Consider the following 20,451-nt stretch of genomic DNA (forward strand, 5'->3'; position numbering starts at 1 on the left):
GGTGTATACGGTTATGAGCAAGAACTATCAAACGATTGATGATATTTATGGTGGTATTTACCAGTCACTAGAAAATAGTAATGATCGTCCTGCTACTTCATTACATGAATTAGATTTTGTGATTCAAGATGTGATTCAAGCATCCGTTAAAAAAGAACAATATGTTTTTGCTAAGGCGCTTAAAAATGGACAGCAAGAAATTGCCGTTGTATTTATTTCTAATGAGGTTCCCAAAGCACGATATGAACATATTAAAAAGCAAGGGAAAAACTATCTAAAAGATGATCTGACCATTACGGTTCAGCCTGTTGTTGCTTCATTATTAGATGAGCTTATTACGTTGTCTTTGAGAGATGAAATTGACACGGGTATTTTAAGTGAATTTTATACTATCGTAAAAGAAGCAGTAGATCATAAAGCATCTGATATTCATATTGAAGCAACGGCGACACGCGTTGAGTTAAAGCACCGTATTAATGGATTGGTATATCTACATAAAGCGTATGATGCCGAGGTAATGCTTAAGATCTTGCGAGCAATTTATAATACCAAAGGGCATTATGGTACAGTTGATAAACAGTTAGATCTATACAATAAAGCACAACAGGCGGTTATTGATCAACATATCGCAGGTATGGTTTATCGCTTGCGTTTTCAAAGTACGCCACTATACCCTTACGGTTATAATGTTGTGATGCGAGTGTTGTCTATGGGGAAAAAACAGAGCCAGACGATACACTCATTAGGCTATGCATCTGAGCAAGTTGAGCTGATGGATAAGGCACTCGTTTCACCAGAAGGCGTGATTATTTTCTCAGGTGAAACTGGTTCGGGAAAAAGTACATCATTATCTGTGGTTCTGAAGTTAATGGTGGATCGTAGTCACCGTCAGAAAAAAATACTGACCATTGAATCACCGCCTGAATATATTATTGATGGGGCTTGTCAAATTCCCGTGCATGAAACAGCAGATGATACCAGTCAAATGACATTGGAGAAATTTAACCATACCTTTAAAGCAGCTATGCGTCTAGATCCAGATGTTATTATGGCTGGAGAAATACGTGATAGATCATCTGCTATATTATTGCAGCAGGCAGTGCAATCTGGCCATAAGGTCTTGACAACATTGCATGCTCAAAATGCATTTTTGTGTGTTGAGCGTTTAATGGGTATTGGTATTGACAAAGAAGTACTATTATCACCCAAGTTTTTGTCTATGATCGTCCATCAAACCCTTGTGCCAATTGTTTGTCCTGAGTGCTCTTGGAGCTATGATCAATATCGGTCGATTCATCCAGATTGTGCGGTATTACATAGATTAGAAGAAGTTAATCGTGGCTCTGGTCATGATTGCAAGGCACTGCAACATGTGCGCTTTGCCAATCGTGATGGATGTGACCACTGTGATCATAAAGCCGTTATTGGTCGTGAGGTTGTTGCTGAGGTGCTTATACCCACAGAAGCGTTATTGGAAAAAATGCGTTTAGGGAGAATAAGTGAAGCAAAAGAAATATGGTATCAAACCGGTGGGCAAAGTATGGCTATTCATGCTTTGTCAAAGGTGTTATCAGGTTTACTGTGTCCGGCGATGTATGAGTACAAAATGGGGCGTCTAGATCAAATGGAGGTGGGGCAGTGAGGGTGAAGTCAATATTTGAGCGCTTTAAGCTGAAATTTAGTCAAGATAAAAGCCAAATAGATAATCGGAATATTAAAAATTATTCTACTATCTTAATTTTTGTTTTGCGTTTATTTTTTTCTAATCGTGTGCGAGCCTCGTTATATCAAAATATTATTCTGGTGATGAGTAATAGTAGTTTGAGTATTTACGGCACATTGGTGGCTCTTAAAGAGAAGTATACATATTATCGATCAATTAATAATAGTGTTTTATCGATGATTTTAAGTGATTGGATTAGGAGAATTGAGTATGAGGGTATGACTTTTGATGAAGTGATTAAACGCTATATTCCGCCAAATGAACATATGATGATTAAGGCGAATTTTGATGATCCGATTAATGCACTTGATTATGCCAGTCAATTGACCAGGAAGTTTGCATTATTAACTAAGAAAATTGCAATTGGGATGATCATGCCAGTCATTGCAACACTGATTTTAATTGCAGTCATTATTGGTTGTTCGCTCAAGGTGATTCCAATGCTATTAGCGTCATTACCTGCTGATAATTTATCTGGCAATATTGCAGATTTTATTGCATTAAATAGTTATATCACGAGCCATGCTTGGCATATTGTATTGATTGCGATTGTATCAGCTATAACAATTCCAACACTTGTTAAGCGCTGGACTTTTCATGTGCGCTATCGTTTATGTGATAAATTATGGGGATTTGCCGAGTATAAAAGGATTCAGGCAACAAGTGTTTTGATTTCTTTGGCATCACTGCTTAGTTCGGGCAAGAGCTTTAATATGGCGTTTATGTTGATGGAAACAAATTGCTCATACTATCTTAAACCATATATTAGTAGGATGAGAGACATGATGTCAGAGGATGGTGTTTCAGCTGGGCGTGCGCTAGCAAGTGTGAACCTTTTTAATAACAATACATCGCTACTTTTAGATATTTATACCGATGCAGGTGCGATTGAAGAAGGATTACTCGCATTAAGTGACCGTGTTTTAGAAACAGAAATCAATGCGATTGTGGCGAAAATGAAAATGCTAGGATTTGTCATTTTAGCTTTATCGATGAGTTACATTGGCTTCTTTTATTTTTCAGTGGCGACATTATCAGACAGTATGCGTTAAAAAAATTCTTAAGGATGGGGGTATTTGTTATAGGGGAATTATTTTATCGGTGGAGAGTATTACTTTTACCATCATTACTAAAAATTCATTATGGGAGATGTTATGAAAAATATATGTAAAGTATTATTTACGTTAGGCGTAATGCCTCTAGGGAGCGCGATTGCCTTAGAGACTCAAGCAGTGGGGGATGAGATACGACGGTTGCATTTGGATGATAGCGCATTAAATACCCCAGAGGGTTTAAGTAAGATTAAAAACAATCAATATTTACAGAATTTGCTATATAGTCGTGTTATGACGATGGATAGGGAAGATCAAGATAATTGGTATCAGCATTCAGAGTTTGGTAAATTTATATTATCTCAAGCAGGTCAGCATTGGATAGAGACTTATGCTGGTGATGAATGGTTGAAACAGGCTCCATGGTTTCATTGGCTGCAAGAAAATGCAAAAAATACCTGGGTTTTTAACAATGCAGCCATTAGTTGGCTTAATTCCCCTGCTGCTTTGAGGTGGGTTGATAAACACGTTGGAAAAAATCAGTTTTCCAAATTAATGGCGTACTGTACTGATAAACAAATTGCTCAATATAAGTCAGATTGTGAGATATTAAAAAACACCAAAGCGGGCAAAGCTTTTTATAATCATTCAGAGTCAAGGTCTTCAGATCATTTATTCCCTTCTAATACCCTACAAAATCCTTCAACGCAAAGTAGAGGGCAAACTGATAATGGTTTTGATAATAAAGGCTTTAATGATGGTAAACCTTCTTTTGGGCAGTTGGATGATAATAACTACTCAGAATTTAAGCCATCACTACTCAATTCTGCTAATCTATCAATCTTAGGAGGAAGCGTGGCTGCAGTGGCTGCTATTCCAGCTGCTGTTAGCGTTGGCATAGCTAGTAGAAATATTCAGACAGATGTTATAAATCATAACGATACCGAATTGATGACTAATCAGTTAAGGCAGTGTGCAAATATTGCTAATGGCATAGAGTGTGATTTAGAGAGTGAACCCGATACGGGGACTTTGTTAAGAGATCTTGCACGATTGTGGGATCTTCGGATTAACGGTCAACCTTGGGTGGAATTGGTTAATCATCAGTTATTAGAAGGTATTGACAGAAGATATACTTTAGGTAATGAGATGACTTCTGATGATATGTCAGCAGCTTTAACCTTGATGTATCATCAAGCACGTCAGATAAGACAAAATGCACTAAATATACCACGTCCTGTAATTAATTCTGCTGGAATGGCTAATATTATTAGCCTTAGCCATATTGATGATGAGTATGGTAACGTATCTGAGCATACAGCAATTAATCATATTGTTGATATTGCTGATACACTTCCAATCAATCAGACACGATTGTTTCCAATGCTTCGAGATGATCATTTTTACTTGATTGCAATACATAGAGCTGAGGATCGTGGCTATCAAGTCTTAGTATTTGATTCAGCAGGGATAAATACTCAAAACTCATCTTTAGTCAGAGGTGTTATCACAAGACTACAACAGAGCAGTCAGCATGTCACAGCACTTGAATACTCTAGAGGAGTACAAGCAGGTAATGATTGTGGGTTCTATGTAACCTATCTTATGCATAGATTAATAAATACAGGTTTTTCGCGTGTTGTGCATGATTTGGGTCTGGCAAATAATTCGCAAGATAACTTATTTCGATTGAATCCACAGAGTTTACAGCGGCGTGATACAATGTCTATTTGGCTGCGTAATTACTTTACTCAGTTATACCGTCTGGTTCAAAATGACAATACTCCTTTGAGTGCAACTGCACAAAGTTTTCTCAATCATATTGCACGAAATAATGCCTTTACTGATGTCTCGCCTCTTGAGTTATTAAGTTACCAAAATGGTAATGACCCTTCTAGAGATAATGCGATTGATCATCATAGTATAAGTGAAAATTTATTGCAGAGTATAGGAAGTGTTCAAGGTAGAAACCTATCCAATGGTGAAAGACGCCTTATTTTGGAGTCACATCAAGGTGCTGTAGCACCGTTGACGAATCCTTTTTTGCAAAGTGCTTTTACAAGGGGCATTGAGGTTGGTCTAGATCAAAATAATAGAAAAATAGTTGTTAATGTGATTTTAGATAAAGATGACCCAAATAATAGTCATATTAAGTTAGATCTGACTATGCCGGTTATAGCTGGTGAAACGGGTAGTGCGGTTGGAGATCTCGCTGCTTCCACAAATATCTATTTCGAGCAAAAATCGAAGAAAATGACAAAGAAAAAACAACAGGGAAAATCAAAAAATCAAGGGTACCAAATTCCTGTTAGACAAAAGCTGATCTACAAAGATATAACTATGCGCTTTGAGGCAAAACCGGATAGTCGGCGTGTATAAAAATCCCTAGGACTGCTTGTCCTAGGGATTTTCCTAAAAAGAATTAGTGTAGCATAGCCCCTGTGATATTGCTGATGACTATGACTCATAAAGCTAATCTTACACTATAAGTAATTGAGCAAAATTTCAAATCCACGCACTCATAATCATCAATTCCATCAAACTGATGAGAATTTTTCCAAACGGAAGAATATTGATCGATTGAGCTTTACTATTTGTCGCCATGGAAGGTGTACTTAGTTTAAATATATTGTGAAATTAGCCATTTATTTATGCCGTGAGCGAATCATTTTGTACTGTCTAGCTACAAAGCAGTCTGTTAGAAATCTATTGAATGTTAGATGTATTATGCTGTCAAAATTCGCTTTAAGATGTGTAATTGTCTTAAGTGTTTTGTTGATGGTAAATATGGTACGCGCCAATGAACATATGATGGTCAATAATATTGTCAACAGCATGTTTCCATTAACACCAACTGATATTGAGCAGTCAAAAACTGAGATCAGCTCAAGACAAAAGGCTGCAGCTATTATGCCAGCTATGAGTAATGTTAATGGTGTCTCGCGTATTGTTATTGCTAACACGAAGCCCGGATTCTCAACTGCTCCACCTAATGTGAGATTAGGTATTGGTGTAGTGAGTTCACTGATTTTCACTGATTCAAAAGGTATTGTTTGGCCAGTAACAAGTTATGTAATTGGAGATGCAGAAAATTTTACCGTTAATTGGGATAAAAAAGGTGGAATTATTATGCTTCAATCAAAGAAACCCTATGCAAATACAAACATGGCCGTAATGTTACACGGGCGCACAACACCAATTACTTTAATGTTACAGTCAACCCAAAAAGAATGGGATTATGAGCTATATGTGCGTGTTACTAAACCTGAAGATGACGCGCAGCTTGGAAGCATTCAACAATCATCCTATCTATTGTCTTTACTATCAGGTGTTGTACCAGATGGTGCCAAAAAGTTATCTAACACGGGCGATCAAGGAGTTGGTAAATTCTGGAATTATAATGGTAGATATCTTATTTTGACATTAGGGACACTCATCTCTCCAGGCTATATTCATCATATTGAGGATAAAACGATGGGTACTACGCATGTTTATGAAATTAAGCCAACATCTGTAGTGATGATATCGAATGATTCAGGGTTACATAAAGTTAATTTAAAGGATGAGTAAACAATGTTGACATTTTTGAAAAATCATCCGCGATTGCGTGTATTGATTCTTTTTCTGATAATTATTGTGGCTTCAATTATTATGTTGTCTATGTGCTCTAAAAATAGTCAGACATACTTGCGTTCAGAAGTAAATGATAAAAAGATTGAAGCAAATCAAAAAAACCCAATAGCAGATCATAACCATCAAAAACTTATTGCTAAAGAGAGACAGCAACAAATTCAACAAGCTGAGCAAAGTAGTGGTAGTTATATTGAAGATGTTTTCTCATCATCAACTAAGGAAAAAACAGATAAAGATATTGATAATAGTAGGCAAGAAAAGCAGATGGATCCAGTCGCATTTTATGATTATAAGCATCAGCAGAAAAAAGCAGATGCTCAAAAGTCGCAGACGTTGGTTAAAACTGCAGATAATCAAGAAAATCAACTTCAGATTGATCCTAAAGTTGCACAAAAGAATTTTGAGGTTATTTTAAAAACTTGGAATAAGTCACCATCAATGAAAGATGAGCATAGTGAATTGAGCAATAGTAGTTTTTCTGGTGGCATGGCTGCCGATGGCAGTGATCTGATGGCAATGTTTAAAGCAGGTGATATTTTGATTGCTGTTATTGATACAAGTGTGAATAGTGATCAGCCAAATACACCGGTATTAGCGCATGTTGTTGTTGGTCCTTATAAGCATGCTAAGCTTCTGGGGAGTTTTGTCAGAGAAGAAGATAAGTTGGTGGTTAGGTTTAATACTTTATCGATTGACAGCCGTGCAAAAAGTATCTCAATCAATGCGTATGCTATTGATCAAAATACTGCCCAAACGGCCTTGGCAAGTGACGTTGATCATCATTATTTATTGCGCTATGGCAGTTTGTTTGCGGCATCATTTTTACAAGGCTTTGGTACTTATTTTAGTAATGCGCAAAATAATAATCGTTGGTGTTACACAGATCCAATCACGCGTCGAGAAGTTTGTCAGGGTAGTGAAGTTGAAATGAGCGCTAGAAATGCTGCTTATTCAGGGCTTGGACAGATTGGTACGGCACTAAGTAGTTCGATGTCAAAACAATTTGATAAACCACCGACTGTTACCTTGGATCAAGGTAGTGCCATTGGTGTATTAATCATGCAGGATGTTAATCCAGTAAAAAATTAATCACAACAATATACCATCATAAATCATTTTACTGTGTTCGGTTGTAAAGTCGTTTGTGATGGATCTCTATACCAATTTTAAAAATTTTGGGTTGTACATATAAAAAATGAGTAAAGCAAAGGATAAAAGTACATGAGTAATTATGATTTTTTTGAAGATGATGATAAGAAAACGCAAGTTGAAAATCATGAAGAAGAACCTAAGCAATCAGCTGAAGCTGTAGATAATAACGTGACATCAGGGTTAAGTGGAAGATTAAAGTCATTTAAGTTTGAAAAAATTTATCTTGTCTATGTTGTCGCAGGATTGGTGTTTTTATTTGGTGCATATTTTGTACTGGGGACTTTATTTGGCAGTGATGACAGACCTTCTAGTTCTGTAAAACCTCAAGTTAAAGCACAAGCTACTAATATGCCACCCTTTGTTAAAACTGAGTCTAAAGTGATAAGAACTGAAAATGCTGGTGTAAATGTCAGTCAGTTACAAGAAATAAAAGCACAGTTAAGTACACTTAATGCATTACAAAACAGCATGAGTAAACGTTCTCAGAAGACAAGCATTGAAATCGCACAGCACATTAAGAAATTAGAGTCTCGGCAAGATCAATTACTTAAAGATATACAAAAAATGACTTCTGTCATTAACAATATCCAACAGAATGATCAAAGCAAAACGTTAATCTCTCTTGTGAGCGAGCTGCAGCGACAACTGCAATATATGAATGCCAAAGAAATCAATATGAATGAGAAGCTTCATTTAACGGCCATTATTGATGGTATTGCTTGGTTGGAAGATAAAAAAGGTCGTTCATTCACAGTCAAAGAGGGATCACAGCTAGAAGGATATGGCAAAGTATTAAAAATTGATGGTCAGGCTTATAAAGTTTATACAGCATCTGGTTTTGTATTTGAGTAAATTAGAGATAAACAATGAATTTCTTATATAACACTGTCGAGGGAATGTTTTCCTGGTTAAATAGTATCAGTAATAAAAGTATCTACAACTATTGTGAGCTTGAAAGTGCTGATGATGAGAATACATTGATTACGAAAGATGGTAGCTTGGTCTCGGTGCTTGAAATTAATGGTGTAAAGCACATGGTAGGTAATGATGAGTACCATCATTTATGTGATGAAATCACAGCTACTTTAACACCATTACTTAAAAAGCAAGGCGTGAAGATTAAATGCTTTTTTCGCTATGATGCGCAAAGTACGTCTCAGGAAATAGATGAGTTATTGTTACCATCACAAAAAAGTGCTAAGCGCTTAAATCTCAATCTTGAAGACTACTTTGATGCTAAAAGAACAAAGTTAGAACAAACCTGTGTTTTTGAAAAGTGCTATTTGTGTATTTGGAGTTCATCTGATTTATTAACAGCACCTGCACAAAAGCAAGCGTATCGAAATAAACTGGAACAGTTTAAGAGTCAAAATGTAAAAATCTCATCAAAGGCACAGCATTTTTTACATGTAATTAATGAAGTGAGATTACAACATAATGCATTAGTGACTGTTTTGATAGAGTCATTTTTTGCTATGGGACTAAGTGTCAAATTGATGAAGGTTGGTCCTTTGCTAAAAGCAGTTAAGAAACAGATTTCACCAGATATAACAGGTAATGACTGGCAAGCACATTTGCCTGGAGATAAGTTACAACTAGGTTGTGAGGACAGTGACTGGACTAGTTGGCTGTGGCCAAGTTTAAGTTATCAATTGTTTGTAGAAGAAAGTGCCAATGTTAATATGTCAGAGTGTATTGTTGGCAATTACCGCTATGCCCCTGTAACCATTAGCTTGTTTCCTAAGCATATTCAGGCATTTTATGCATTATTCCGAACACTGAAAGAATATCAGCTACCTTGGCAGGTCTCTTTTTCGTTGGCACCTAATGGAATCAAAATCAGTCAAGTTAAGTCGCTTTTAGCACAGTTTCTTACGTTTAGCTCTCATGAAAATAAATTGATTTGTCATGCACATGATTTACTAAAGCATATTCAGAGTAATACGGATATGCCGGTTATTAGACTTTCTGTAAACTTAATTACATGGGCACATAAGTCCGATATCAATACTTTTCAAAAGCGTAAAGCCGCCTTACATAAAGCGATTCAGAACTGGGGAGGCGCGCAAACAACGGAAAACTTTGGCGATCCATTTGACGTAGTACAATCCAGTTTATTGGCTTTAAACCGTCAGAGTTTTCCTTGTGCTGTTGGTGCGCCATTAAATGATGCAGTAAAACTAATGCCATTTTTTAGACCAGCGCTTTCATGGGATCATGGCGCAACATTATTTCGTACACCTGATGGCAAATTATGGCCATATCAAAGTGGTTCGTCTAAGCAAGTGAGTTGGATTGAGTTAATTTATGCGCGATCTGGTTCAGGTAAGTCAGTATTATTAAATTCACTTAACCTTTCTGCATGTTTATGTAATGGTTTGGAGGAGTTGCCATATATTTCGATTCTGGATATTGGACCTTCTTCAAAAGGTGTGATTGACTTATTAAAAGCAGTCGGTGGAAGCGAGATTGCTGAGCATTATCAATTTACTTTTAGTCATATGGATGCAATTAACCCCTTTGATACACATCTTGGAGCGCGTTATCCCGGGCATGCACATAAAGCATTTTTAGTGAATTTTTTGACGGTATTATTGTTAGAAAATATACAATATAGTTTGCCAGATGGCATGGAAGCTATGCTAAGTTTAGTTATTGATGAAGTGTATAAACTTACCAGTGATCATCAACAGCCTAAGCGATATCAAGTAGGCATTAACCAAGAGATTGACAGTAAACTACATGAATTACATGTTGATGGTCAAGGTAAGTCATGGTGGCAGATAACCGATGTACTTTTTCAAAAAAATGAGATTCGTTTGGCGCAAAAAACACAGCGTTATGCCATGCCTTTGCTATCAGATTTAATTAATGCAGTGAATCAAACAAGTGTTATCGATTTATATAAAGGATTAAATTTGGCAAGTAGTGAAGATTATATTCAATACTTTTGTCGCAATATCACTACGGTAATAAAGAACCTTCCATCCTTGAATCTTGTCACACGAATAGATGTTGATGCAAGGGTTGTTGCATTTGATTTAGCATCAGTCATGTCGGCAGTGTCTGCAAATGATGCACGTATTTCAGTGATTGCCTACATGCTGGTACGTCATTTAACGGCGGGCTACTTTTTTGTGAAGAGTCAGGATGTAGAAAAGTTATCAGAAAGTTACCAGGAGTATCACAAAGAAAAACTGCAAGAATTATATAACATTCCCAAACGTATTGTGTTTGATGAGTTTCATCGCACACGAGGCTGCGCTCCGATTTTAAGGCAAGTGCTAACCGATATGCGTGAGGGAAGAAAACATAATGTACAAATTGCATTAGCCTCACAATCATTAAGTGACTTTAGTCATACGATGCTTGAGTTTGCAACGTCAATTTTTATCTTAAGTGGTGGAAACCAAAGTACATTAGAAACAACCAGATCACATTTTGGTTTGAATCAGACAGAGGCTTCTGCACTGAAATATGCAGTACATGGACCAACAAGTGAGGGGATGAATTTTATTGGCCAGTTCCATACGGTCAATGGTATTAATACCCAGCTACTTAATTTAAGTTTAAGTGCTTATGAGTTGTGGTTATTTACGACAACAGCAGAGGACTGCTACTTAAAAGAAAAATTATCTGAGCATATAGGTGTGATGCCAAGTTTATTGCTGTTAGCTCAGCACTTTCCAACTGGGAGTGCTAAAGCTTACCTTGAAACCCAATCAAACTTCCAAGTAGATAGATCAGTTAAAGAGATTGCCAATGGATTAATAGAAAGCTTTATTGAACAATATTACAGGAGTGTCAAACATGGACAATAGAGGTGAGACGCATCATTTTAAAGCAGAAATTATTAATTATTGGCATGGGTTTGGTAAGCCTGAGTTGGTGGATATGTTAACTGTTTATGACATTAAGGAACATAAGGCAAGCGAGCCTGAACTGTCAAATGAGATCTATGATAGGTTGTATGAGGTTTATATTGAGGCCTGTCAGCAGGAAGACCCTAATGAAGAATATGCTGATGCGATTATTCGTTTGTGTGACAAGCTGTCGACTGCGCTAATGATGTACATGATGCAGAATATCAATAAGAAAAATGGGGCTTTATTTAAGATGATTTATCAAAGACTTAGCAATAATCTGGATTATGAGTTGTTGTATCAGCGTTGCATGTCATTTGAGAAAAATTTGATTTTGGCCAGAGTTTGTAGTGAAGCTCGTTTATTAAAGGTAGAAAGTGTATTAAGCAAAGTACTGGATGAAGATTATGCAGACTAATGTACTCAAAGTAATTGCCAAAAGGGCAGAGTTTTATAAAAGTAATTTTAGGCTAATCACTAAAGTCTTATTTGTGAGCGTCCTATTAAATGTGATTTTATTCATTTGTTTATGGTATAGCCATAAGGAGGACAAACATTACTTTTTAGCAGTTAATGATCAAGGTATTGTTAAATCGCTAGATTTACCTAAAAAGATGGTAGTTACTGATGACATGTTGGTTAATTGGGTAAGCCAAAATGTTACTAAGTTATACAAATTTGACTTTTTAAATTATAAAGAGCAGATTTTAACATTAAAACCACTATTTACGAATCAAGGGTGGTATGCATTTAATGCGGCATTTAAGGAAACTGTCGATCAGGTAATTGAGCACAAAATGGTTGCAAAAGCTGCTTTAGATGGCGTACCTGTTATTACTGCAGCAGGGCATATTGCTGGCGTTAGAAGCTGGCAAGTGCAGGTTCCTATTCTGGTTACTTTTTCTCAAGGAAATGAAGTAGCAAATAACCATACCCTACTAAAATTAACGATACAGGAAAATAATAAGATGGAGGACTTATCAAAAGGTCAATATTTTGGCGTAGCACAGATTATTCAGTTAAATGACAAGTAATCCCTTGCATATATAAGTATTGCATTCATAACCACTATAAATAAGCATTGAGTATTGTTACATGAAAAAAGCAAAAGATAAGAAAGCTAAAGTTAGATTTCGCCGAACCAAACGTATGTTTCTAGTAGATGCATTTCATACACAACATCGTTTTATTGGTAATCTTTTTAAAAGTATTTTAAAACTAAAAAAAACTGAGTGTGAAATGACATATGAGGATTTGATAAAATCCGGTATTGATGATACGCGCATGGTTTATATTATCAAAAAATTTACCTTGCTATTGCGCTTATGTTTATTAGTTGCCGTTGCTATCTATTTTTATGCGCTTTATTTGTTTATCCAAGGCTATATATTGGTTGGATTGATTGCTTTATCACTGATCATGTTAATGCTTGCTAATGCATTTAAATATCATTTCTGGCGGTATCAGCTATATCGAAAAAAACTAGGGTGTACTTTTCATGAATGGTTTTCTGATTTATTTAAAGGAGAGAAATGATGTTGTCAGAAAATTGGAGTGCGTGGGACGTCTTAAATCAACTTTTCCATTTTCCGGTCCATAATACATCAGCTTCAGCAGTATTCACGGGTGAAATTAAGGATGTCGCTTTAAGAACGCTTATCTATTACTTTAACGTTGGCATTTTGATGGCAGTCATTGCCATTTATGCCTTTATACTGGTGATTGGCACAATTAATACAGCGAAAGATGGTACTTTTTTAGGTAAAAACTGGAGCTCATACTGGATTCCTTTGCGCGTTATTCTCGGATCAACGTTTGCCATCCCTTTAAAATCAGGATTTTGTATGGCGCAATATCTGATTTTTTTGATGGTATCGGTTAGTATTCAGTTTGCTAATGGTGTGTGGGAAAAAACTTATACCAAACTCGACCAAAATAAGGTGCCACCAGTGATGAGTTATGATATTGCTGATGGCGTCAAAACAGATATTGCTTTGTATCTTTTGGCTGGATTTTCAAGTGATATATTAACTAATCTTGCTAGTAAGGCAAATGGTAATGATCGATATGATGCCTATGACACACCTAAAGTTGATCAGGTGTCAATTGTACAAGCGGCAATGAAGATTGAGAGCAATATTAGTCAGCAGATGATAGATGATGGTCAATTGGATGGTATTTATATTGGAAAAGATGATAATGGTAAAGATACCATTAATACAGGCAATATTGAGCGCTTAAAGCAAGGTATGCAGCAATGGTCAATCCTTTCAAATGATAGTTATGAGCAATACTACATCTATAAAATTATTAATCATTATATCTTTAGGTTACCTGTTAGTCAGCCTAAGGAGAATGATGTCTCTCAAGCACTAAAGAACTATTGCCCTAAAGAACAGGAAAATGAAGTATCACAGTCAAGTTCTTGCTTCAATGCAGTTGGTATGATTACAGGTTTTTACAATGATAGAACGAAAATTGAATCCTATCTAAAAGATGATAATATAAAGGATAAAGATATAATTGCAACACTATCTCAATCGATTGCCAGAGGGTTTCAAGATCAACTAAAAGAAGCGGAAAAAACTTCACTACAAAGTAATGGAGCTGCAGATGACGATCAGAAAGAACGGGAGAATGACTGGTGGAATGCTGATCAGAAGTATTTTAAGTTAGATAGTAATTTTGAAGATGTGTTAAAGAAATTTCATGATAGTTTTGCGGTGTTTGATGACTTGCTATATAACGATCAGCGAAGTCAAATTGATATTTCTAAAGTAGGGATCACGCTACAATATCTCAAAAACAGCAAACCTCTTGGTGATTTGGTTGACAATGCAATTAATGGCTCTCTTAAATACAGTATATCTCCTGATATTTCAGAGGATCAGAAAAATCCACAGCACAGTAAAGAGGTTAAGCTAACTGATTTTACCGAAAAAGATAAAACCGATAAGTTTATTCAGTTGGATCTTAGTAAGCTCAAGCAGCAGGTGGTCAATGTTTTTCATCAAGCTTATAGCGACGGTGATAATCAGTATTGTAAAGCGCAATATCAGTCGCTGTTTGGTGAGAAGACACATATTATTAAGGATTTTAACTGTAAGTCTTTAGTAGATGCGATCATTCCTTCTTCTATTTCATCTGATATCGGTAAATATTTCTTAGTCATTCAAACTGCGCTGGATAATAGTGAAAAAAAGGCAGAATTAAAAGCTAATTATGTCACTCAATTTTTGTATTTGGTGCGTCTGTTTCAGTTAAATCATGTAAGCTTTTTCCATGAAGGTGCTGTGGTTGCTGATATTGCCTCACCAGCAGAGCAATTTATTAATGAAATTTTTCAAAAAATGAGTCTTGATGCGAATGCAGGAGGCATTTTAAACCAAATTTATAATATTGGTGAATCAGTTAGGCCTGGTGCTTCTATGGAGAATGCTTTTTCCTCATTAAAGCAAATTCAAGGTGTTGGACAGTCATTAATCAAGATGGTTATTGATACATTAGTTTCAATTACCAAAAAGGCAGATAAAGCGCTAAATGATGTTAAATGGGAAGTTGGCACTATTCAGGGAGTATCAAAGTCAGCAGCCTTGGGAGCGGCTGCTTTTAGTTACTTTACACCTGGGTTGCCTGGTGTGATTTCTTCTATTGGTGATTTTGGTGCGCAATTGGCAACGTTTATCACGATGACAAATTTAACTATGTCTTTAATATGGTTGCCACTTGTCTTTTTTGTACTGGTTACTTTATTTACCAACGCGGTTTTATTTGCTCTTGTTATTCCATTAACACCATTTATATTGTTTTGGGCAGGTAAAATTGCCTGGTTATTATTGATTATTGAAGCAGTAGTGGCAGCACCAGTTGTGGCACTTGGACTTGTTTATCCAGAAGGACACGAGGTGTATGGTAAGGCAGAGCCTGCAATTCAAATAATGCTTAACCTGGTATTAAGACCGGTATTGATGATATGTGGACTCATTACGGGGATTATTTTGACTTATCTTATTATTGCCGTCTCAGCAAAGGGATTTCATGCTGTAGCAACACAAATCAGCAATGTATACGGTGCTTCAAGCGATAGCTATGTCACAGGATCATTAAATATTTTATTAGTGTTTATGTATGCTGGGTTTATTAGTTTAGCCTTTTATAAATGTTTTTCGTTGATTTATATCCTACCAGATAAGGTTCTACATTGGGTGGGTGGTACACAAAATGAGCGTGCTGGTGAGCAAGATATGCAAGAGATGAAATCTTCAAGTGTCCAAAATGCTCAAGGCATGGCGCAATCAGGCGCACAATCTGTAGAGAAACACAATCAAGGGCGGCAAGAGCAAATGCAAGGAGTACAAAATTTGGGCTCCAGTGCAGGGCATGTTGGCACTTCGGTAGATAATTACAAATATCACAAAAGTCAAAAAGGTGGTGGTGAAAAAAGTGAAGGTAGTGCGCATCTTAGCAATCCAGTTAATCCAAATAAGCCTAATATTTAGGGATTGTTATAAAATAAACTGAATGTTTGCTTTGCCTATTTCCCTTCTATCTGTGTTGCTTAAACTTCGCCATAGCATTACTATGTCTGTGTTTAAGACGTGTTGATAGAAAGCAAATTTTCTTTGCAAACCTTTTACTTTATTTTTCTCCAATCCCATAGGAAACAATGCTATTGAGGTTAGGTTACATTTTTTAAAAAATAAGAAATAGGAAGATAAGAATAATGAAAAAGAGAGTTCAATTAGCACTGCAAATTATATCTTTGTTGCCAGTGCTAAGCTTTTCAGCTACTAGTTATCACATTAAATTTATTAATAAAACACCATATACCTTGGTAAATCCAGGAGTATGGGTGAATCATGGGGATGGATCAAAGACCTCAGAAAAAAAAGATATTCCTGCAAATCAAGAATATAATTATGATATATATGCGTTATCAGGGCCTGGAGGTGATACGCGTATCAATGGCGGTATCGCCTATAGAATTAATGAATTTAACAATGATCATTTTTTAGCAGGTGTTAAATTTGAAATAGATGCACATTCAGATCAAAATCCAAAATTGAGCGAGGATTATACGAATGGCGATGATAATTTACTACATGTTGAGTCTAAATTTACAAACGCTTATTACCTTGATGTCACTGTAACGCTTGTAGCCAAATTTTTCCCCTATAAATTTATTTCACTAGGGTTAGGAGAGTTAGATGTTACAGCATGTGGTCAGCATGCAGCACGATTAGCTGGTGGTTATTATCGTAATCCATGTAAAAGCACAGGCGGTGTTGATAATTACTTAAGCATTGGATTTGCAAATTCTCCTGATTTATGTCGTATAACATTGGACAGTGGCATGCAAATCAAGGAGGGGTCTTTAGCTTGTAATATGGGGACGGCGGCGCGCTACATTAAAGATAAATCTGCGATTGTTTTTGTTTGTCAATCGAAAGGCTTTGGAACAAGTGCATGCCCCTGGATCCATGGATACGGTGATCATTTCAATTCTACAGCAGGTTTAATCTATTGAGGTGATTGTATTACTATATCTATTTATTGGATGTAAATGTCATCAAATTGATGAATATGCAGCAACGATGTAGCCTCTTTGGCATTGTGTGCCTATAATTGCAGTATAGCAAATTATTATAGAAAGCACTCTAGGGGGAAACATGAGTGATAGTAAAGACAGAGCTAATGGTAAAGCCTTAGAAATGAAAGACACAAAGATAGCAGCAGATTCACAAGCGCACTATATGGTGAATATCATATCAGACAAAGTTGCACATGAAGCACTAAGAGAGACTTTTAAAAACGCTGCTAAACTTGAGCAAGATGGTATTAACAGTTCGTCAAAGCAGAATTGGTATACCCAGCTCCCTCAACAGCAGTTTGAGGCAGATCAGTACAATGGCAGAATGTTTAATAGCACTTTGAATGGTAATGTTGATAATACACCTAAAAAGTAGTAGCTGCCTAGCGTTTTGACACCTTTCAAAATATTTTCTTGACATTCATCGTAAGTCACTTTGCGATGGGTAGACATCACAAATCTATAGCAAATACAGGAGCTTTTTATGTCATTTAAGCTAGATAATACTGTTTTTTATGCAAAAAAAAACGATGGTAATAAATATACACTTTATGCAATAGCACACCATGATTTTTATGCTAAAGACAATTGGAATAATCAAACTCAAGATGCCTATTTACTCAATGTTAAAGCATTGCAACAGGAACAACGTAAAAAGGTACTTAAAAAAGGGAAAAACAACGAATTTGAATTAAGCAAAACAGAGTATACGGCAGAAGAACTAAAAGCTATCTTTGGTAAAACTTGGCAGGACGATAAGAATAAAATCGAGTTTGACAAAGAGATCAATTATAACTTTGCGAAGTTAACAAATTTAAAACATATTGATACCGAAAAAGAAGCGCAATCGCTGGTTGATATTTTGAATGCACGTTTGAAGGATAATTCTACAACTGATGCTGTAGAGGAGTATAAGCTTAAAAAATTCACTAAAGATCAAAAAGAAAATAAAGCGATTTATCAGTTAACAGCAGGAAGGCAAGAATATACAGTCATACAAAACCATGATGGATCAACCAATATTAAGTCAAATGGCGATCCCATTGAGTTTTCAAATCGACTGTTAGAAACAGCGGACCTATTGCGTGCCAATACAAAAGCCAATTTAAAATCACAGGTTATGGGTGCAATAAAAGACATCACAGATTCAGGTCAAAAGTATGAGATTGCGAAGAAAATGCTGGGTATCTTAACGCCACAACCTAGAGTGGCAAATGAGAAAATACGGAAACTGTCTCAACCTTCAGAGTTAGTCAGTGAAAATGATAAAAGTGGTAGGAAAGAGCCAGAAGCAGGTATGTCAGCACCGACAATTACTTTTGAAAATCTAGCACCCATATACAAAAAGAAAGATAACAACAAAGATGATGAATATTTAGACTATGAGAAATATCAGCAAATTGCCGATAATTGGCATAGAAAAGGCTATCGCATTAATGCGCAACAAATGATTGGACAAAAGGATGATCAAGGTAATTTTCTCTTCTCAGAGAATGCTCGCAAGGAGCTTACGGATATTTTTGATATTCATAACAAACGCAATGAAGATATGCTTAAAACATTTTGTGGCTACTATATGGGAGAGCAAGTTCAAGATGCGGTAGTGCGTTCAGATCTTAAGGTTGTCTAAGACGATAATCAAGCAAAAGAGGATTATTTATATGTCATTATTACAGTCAAAAATTAAGAATATATATCAAGAGCTACTACATCAGCGGCAACAATTCGAGTTTAAAAAGCCTTTGCTTGCCTTCTTAAACCAATTACATCAAGAGCACGATAAAATTAAGCATTTACAGAACCAATTAGATCAGCTATTGACTCGGTTGCATCGTTATCTTAAGGCAGCTGCATTAGCGCATCGTCACAACGAGACTATTAGTGAAGAAATGCAAGAAGCTTTAGATCAAAATCTTGAAGAGATCAAAACTTTTTATCAAGAATTAAGAATTGCTTATGAAGATAAGCGAGGAGAATTTCAGGAGCAGCTAAAGCAAGAGCGCGTTGATGCCATACATGCTGAAACTTTTAGCGACAGTGATAATCAAGTAATAGCATCAATGATGGATATTCCTAAAGATGCACCGATGACGATTGACCAGATAAAAGATTTTGTTGATGCACTAGATCGGCATACTCCTTGTCAGTTATCCTTTGATCTGACTGAGCATGGTTTGCAAAATACAATTGCAGTTGTGCGTGAGATGCTAAACTGTCAATGGCTAAAAGAGAATATTTGTTTAAATCCATGTAAAAGTCAGCGTGCTAAATTAAATAATAAATGCCTTGCGTATATTGATGAGTTATCCTGTATGCTATCACCAAATGGTGAGTATCAGCCTCAATATACTGCGTCGTTATTTAATAGTGACGATCAATTCCAGTCCAAATTGAATGTATTTGCTTGCACACAAGGAGGGTAGTTATAATACAAGCAAAGCCAACTTCGTTGGCAACTGAACTTTGTAGACGATGATTTTCTCATTTGCATTGAAATTATACTGAATGTGACGTAATATCTTCACATACCTATATTATCTAGCTTTAATTGAATGCCGTCGATACCTCTTAAAGGAAAAATGACTCAAGATGACAACACCATCACAATGACAAGTAGTCTGGAGTCGGTGAGCCAGTTTGCTTTGGAAGAAAAGCTTAAAAAAATAATGGATACTTTTAATTGCTGTGGCATTGATTATGCATTGATTAATGAGTCCTTTACATGGTGTGCGCCTTTGCAGCTGCATAAATATGCTTATCGCTTTCACAGCAATAACCAATATCGCTATGAAGATCCTTATTTTAGCTATGATTTGATTGGACTGCTGCCACGATTTTGTCATTTATCTGAAATTGCGGTTCACGCACAAGCCTGGCAAAGTTTATTTACACCTAAGCAGTCTAAGTATGGTGATTGTTATGCAGTTTCTTATTATTTTTGGTTGGAGAGTAATGCACACCGTTTTGTCTTATATTTTGATAGTATACATAACATAACTTCACTTTACTTAAAGATAGCAGAGCTATACGCCATGCTATATGATCTGGTAACTGATATTGCGCCTTTAACCATAAGATATTATGATCAGTTTGTGATACATTCTGAAGATCTTTGCCTTCTCACCTTACCTCCACACTGGCTTAAAGCGCCAAAAGATAAAAATATTCAAGTGGCACTTGATTTAAGTGATAAAGAGATGCAGTGTTTTACGCTATTAGGTCATGGTATCACTGAGAAAAAAGCATTAGCTAAGAACATGCAAGTCTCTCATCGAAGTGTTGATAATTACACACAGCGTCTTAAGCAGTTACTTGGGTTGTCAGAAAGTTATGAGCTATTTGAATATGCAAAGCGCTATTGGTTGTTGGCGTAAAGACTATAACTATTGTAATTGAACTCTACACAGTAGAGGATTAAGTTGAGGCAGATAGTATTAT

The 20,451-nt window shown here is 36.2% G+C and carries 16 protein-coding genes; all 16 read left to right on the forward strand.

Annotated features, from left to right (window positions below; genetic code table 11):
- Window positions 1-13 precede the first annotated feature (13 nt).
- Window positions 14-1,642, forward strand: a complete 1,629-nt coding sequence (locus DNK85_RS05080) for a GspE/PulE family protein (protein WP_119328488.1) — start codon at window positions 14-16, stop codon at window positions 1,640-1,642.
- A 2-nt stretch (window positions 1,643-1,644) separates the two neighbouring features.
- Window positions 1,645-2,775 (forward strand): type II secretion system F family protein, encoded by a 1,131-nt coding sequence (locus tag DNK85_RS05085; RefSeq protein ID WP_119328489.1) that lies wholly within the window; start codon window positions 1,645-1,647, stop codon window positions 2,773-2,775.
- Between the two features lie 102 nt (window positions 2,776-2,877).
- Window positions 2,878-5,154 carry a hypothetical protein gene (locus DNK85_RS05090; protein WP_119328490.1) on the forward strand — a complete coding sequence of 759 codons (2,277 nt, stop codon included), beginning with the start codon at window positions 2,878-2,880 and terminating at the stop codon, window positions 5,152-5,154.
- A gap of 399 nt (window positions 5,155-5,553) precedes the next feature.
- The gene (locus tag DNK85_RS05095; RefSeq protein WP_235842375.1) at window positions 5,554-6,345 is read left to right on the forward strand and encodes a DotH/IcmK family type IV secretion protein; all 792 of its coding nucleotides are present in this window, start codon (window positions 5,554-5,556) and stop codon (window positions 6,343-6,345) included.
- Window positions 6,346-6,348: 3 nt separating this feature from the next.
- Window positions 6,349-7,497: a TrbI/VirB10 family protein gene (locus DNK85_RS05100; protein ID WP_119328491.1), complete on the forward strand. Its 1,149-nt coding sequence runs from the start codon at window positions 6,349-6,351 to the stop codon at window positions 7,495-7,497.
- A gap of 132 nt (window positions 7,498-7,629) precedes the next feature.
- A complete protein-coding gene (locus DNK85_RS05105; RefSeq protein WP_119328492.1) occupies window positions 7,630-8,412 on the forward strand; it encodes a hypothetical protein in 783 nt (260 codons plus the stop codon).
- Window positions 8,413-8,426: 14 nt separating this feature from the next.
- Window positions 8,427-11,381 carry a hypothetical protein gene (locus tag DNK85_RS05110; RefSeq protein WP_119328493.1) on the forward strand — a complete coding sequence of 985 codons (2,955 nt, stop codon included), beginning with the start codon at window positions 8,427-8,429 and terminating at the stop codon, window positions 11,379-11,381.
- The gene (locus tag DNK85_RS05115) at window positions 11,371-11,841 is read left to right on the forward strand and encodes a type IVB secretion system protein IcmW (protein WP_119328494.1); all 471 of its coding nucleotides are present in this window, start codon (window positions 11,371-11,373) and stop codon (window positions 11,839-11,841) included. The genes DNK85_RS05110 and DNK85_RS05115 overlap by 11 nt, the downstream gene beginning before the upstream one ends.
- The gene (locus tag DNK85_RS05120) at window positions 11,831-12,457 is read left to right on the forward strand and encodes a DotI/IcmL family type IV secretion protein (protein WP_162896536.1); all 627 of its coding nucleotides are present in this window, start codon (window positions 11,831-11,833) and stop codon (window positions 12,455-12,457) included. Before DNK85_RS05115 ends, DNK85_RS05120 begins: the two co-directional genes overlap by 11 nt.
- 61 nt (window positions 12,458-12,518) lie before the next feature.
- Entirely contained in the window at window positions 12,519-12,959 is a 441-nt protein-coding gene (locus DNK85_RS05125; protein WP_119328496.1) for a hypothetical protein, read from the forward strand.
- Entirely contained in the window at window positions 12,956-15,922 is a 2,967-nt protein-coding gene (locus tag DNK85_RS05130; RefSeq protein ID WP_119328497.1) for a DotA/TraY family protein, read from the forward strand. The genes DNK85_RS05125 and DNK85_RS05130 overlap by 4 nt, the downstream gene beginning before the upstream one ends.
- Before the next feature lie 224 nt (window positions 15,923-16,146).
- Window positions 16,147-16,950, forward strand: coding sequence for a hypothetical protein (locus DNK85_RS05135; protein ID WP_119328498.1), 804 nt, complete (start codon window positions 16,147-16,149; stop codon window positions 16,948-16,950).
- Between the two features lie 142 nt (window positions 16,951-17,092).
- Window positions 17,093-17,389: a hypothetical protein gene (locus DNK85_RS05140; RefSeq protein ID WP_119328499.1), complete on the forward strand. Its 297-nt coding sequence runs from the start codon at window positions 17,093-17,095 to the stop codon at window positions 17,387-17,389.
- Window positions 17,390-17,497: 108 nt separating this feature from the next.
- Window positions 17,498-18,643 carry a hypothetical protein gene (locus tag DNK85_RS05145; RefSeq protein ID WP_119328500.1) on the forward strand — a complete coding sequence of 382 codons (1,146 nt, stop codon included), beginning with the start codon at window positions 17,498-17,500 and terminating at the stop codon, window positions 18,641-18,643.
- A gap of 31 nt (window positions 18,644-18,674) precedes the next feature.
- Entirely contained in the window at window positions 18,675-19,436 is a 762-nt protein-coding gene (locus tag DNK85_RS05150) for a hypothetical protein (protein WP_119328501.1), read from the forward strand.
- Between the two features lie 156 nt (window positions 19,437-19,592).
- Entirely contained in the window at window positions 19,593-20,387 is a 795-nt protein-coding gene (locus tag DNK85_RS05155) for a hypothetical protein (protein ID WP_119328502.1), read from the forward strand.
- Window positions 20,388-20,451: the final 64 nt, after the last annotated feature.

This window comes from Cysteiniphilum halobium (genome assembly GCF_003574425.1).
Taxonomy (GTDB): domain Bacteria; phylum Pseudomonadota; class Gammaproteobacteria; order Francisellales; family Francisellaceae; genus Caedibacter; species Caedibacter halobius.

What these genes read in the sequence shown, in the direction of transcription:
- DNK85_RS05080 (WP_119328488.1), top strand. Translation starts at nt 14, where the DNA reads ATGAGCAAGAACTATCAAACGATTGATGATATTTATGGTGGTATTTAC.
- DNK85_RS05090 (WP_119328490.1), top strand. Translation starts at nt 2,878, where the DNA reads ATGAAAAATATATGTAAAGTATTATTTACGTTAGGCGTAATGCCTCTA.
- DNK85_RS05095 (WP_235842375.1), top strand. Translation starts at nt 5,554, where the DNA reads ATGGTAAATATGGTACGCGCCAATGAACATATGATGGTCAATAATATT.
- DNK85_RS05100 (WP_119328491.1), top strand. Translation starts at nt 6,349, where the DNA reads ATGTTGACATTTTTGAAAAATCATCCGCGATTGCGTGTATTGATTCTT.
- DNK85_RS05105 (WP_119328492.1), top strand. Translation starts at nt 7,630, where the DNA reads ATGAGTAATTATGATTTTTTTGAAGATGATGATAAGAAAACGCAAGTT.
- DNK85_RS05110 (WP_119328493.1), top strand. Translation starts at nt 8,427, where the DNA reads ATGAATTTCTTATATAACACTGTCGAGGGAATGTTTTCCTGGTTAAAT.
- DNK85_RS05115 (WP_119328494.1), top strand. Translation starts at nt 11,371, where the DNA reads ATGGACAATAGAGGTGAGACGCATCATTTTAAAGCAGAAATTATTAAT.
- DNK85_RS05120 (WP_162896536.1), top strand. Translation starts at nt 11,831, where the DNA reads ATGCAGACTAATGTACTCAAAGTAATTGCCAAAAGGGCAGAGTTTTAT.
- DNK85_RS05125 (WP_119328496.1), top strand. Translation starts at nt 12,519, where the DNA reads ATGAAAAAAGCAAAAGATAAGAAAGCTAAAGTTAGATTTCGCCGAACC.
- DNK85_RS05130 (WP_119328497.1), top strand. Translation starts at nt 12,956, where the DNA reads ATGATGTTGTCAGAAAATTGGAGTGCGTGGGACGTCTTAAATCAACTT.
- DNK85_RS05135 (WP_119328498.1), top strand. Translation starts at nt 16,147, where the DNA reads ATGAAAAAGAGAGTTCAATTAGCACTGCAAATTATATCTTTGTTGCCA.
- DNK85_RS05140 (WP_119328499.1), top strand. Translation starts at nt 17,093, where the DNA reads ATGAGTGATAGTAAAGACAGAGCTAATGGTAAAGCCTTAGAAATGAAA.
- DNK85_RS05145 (WP_119328500.1), top strand. Translation starts at nt 17,498, where the DNA reads ATGTCATTTAAGCTAGATAATACTGTTTTTTATGCAAAAAAAAACGAT.
- DNK85_RS05150 (WP_119328501.1), top strand. Translation starts at nt 18,675, where the DNA reads ATGTCATTATTACAGTCAAAAATTAAGAATATATATCAAGAGCTACTA.
- DNK85_RS05155 (WP_119328502.1), top strand. Translation starts at nt 19,593, where the DNA reads ATGACTCAAGATGACAACACCATCACAATGACAAGTAGTCTGGAGTCG.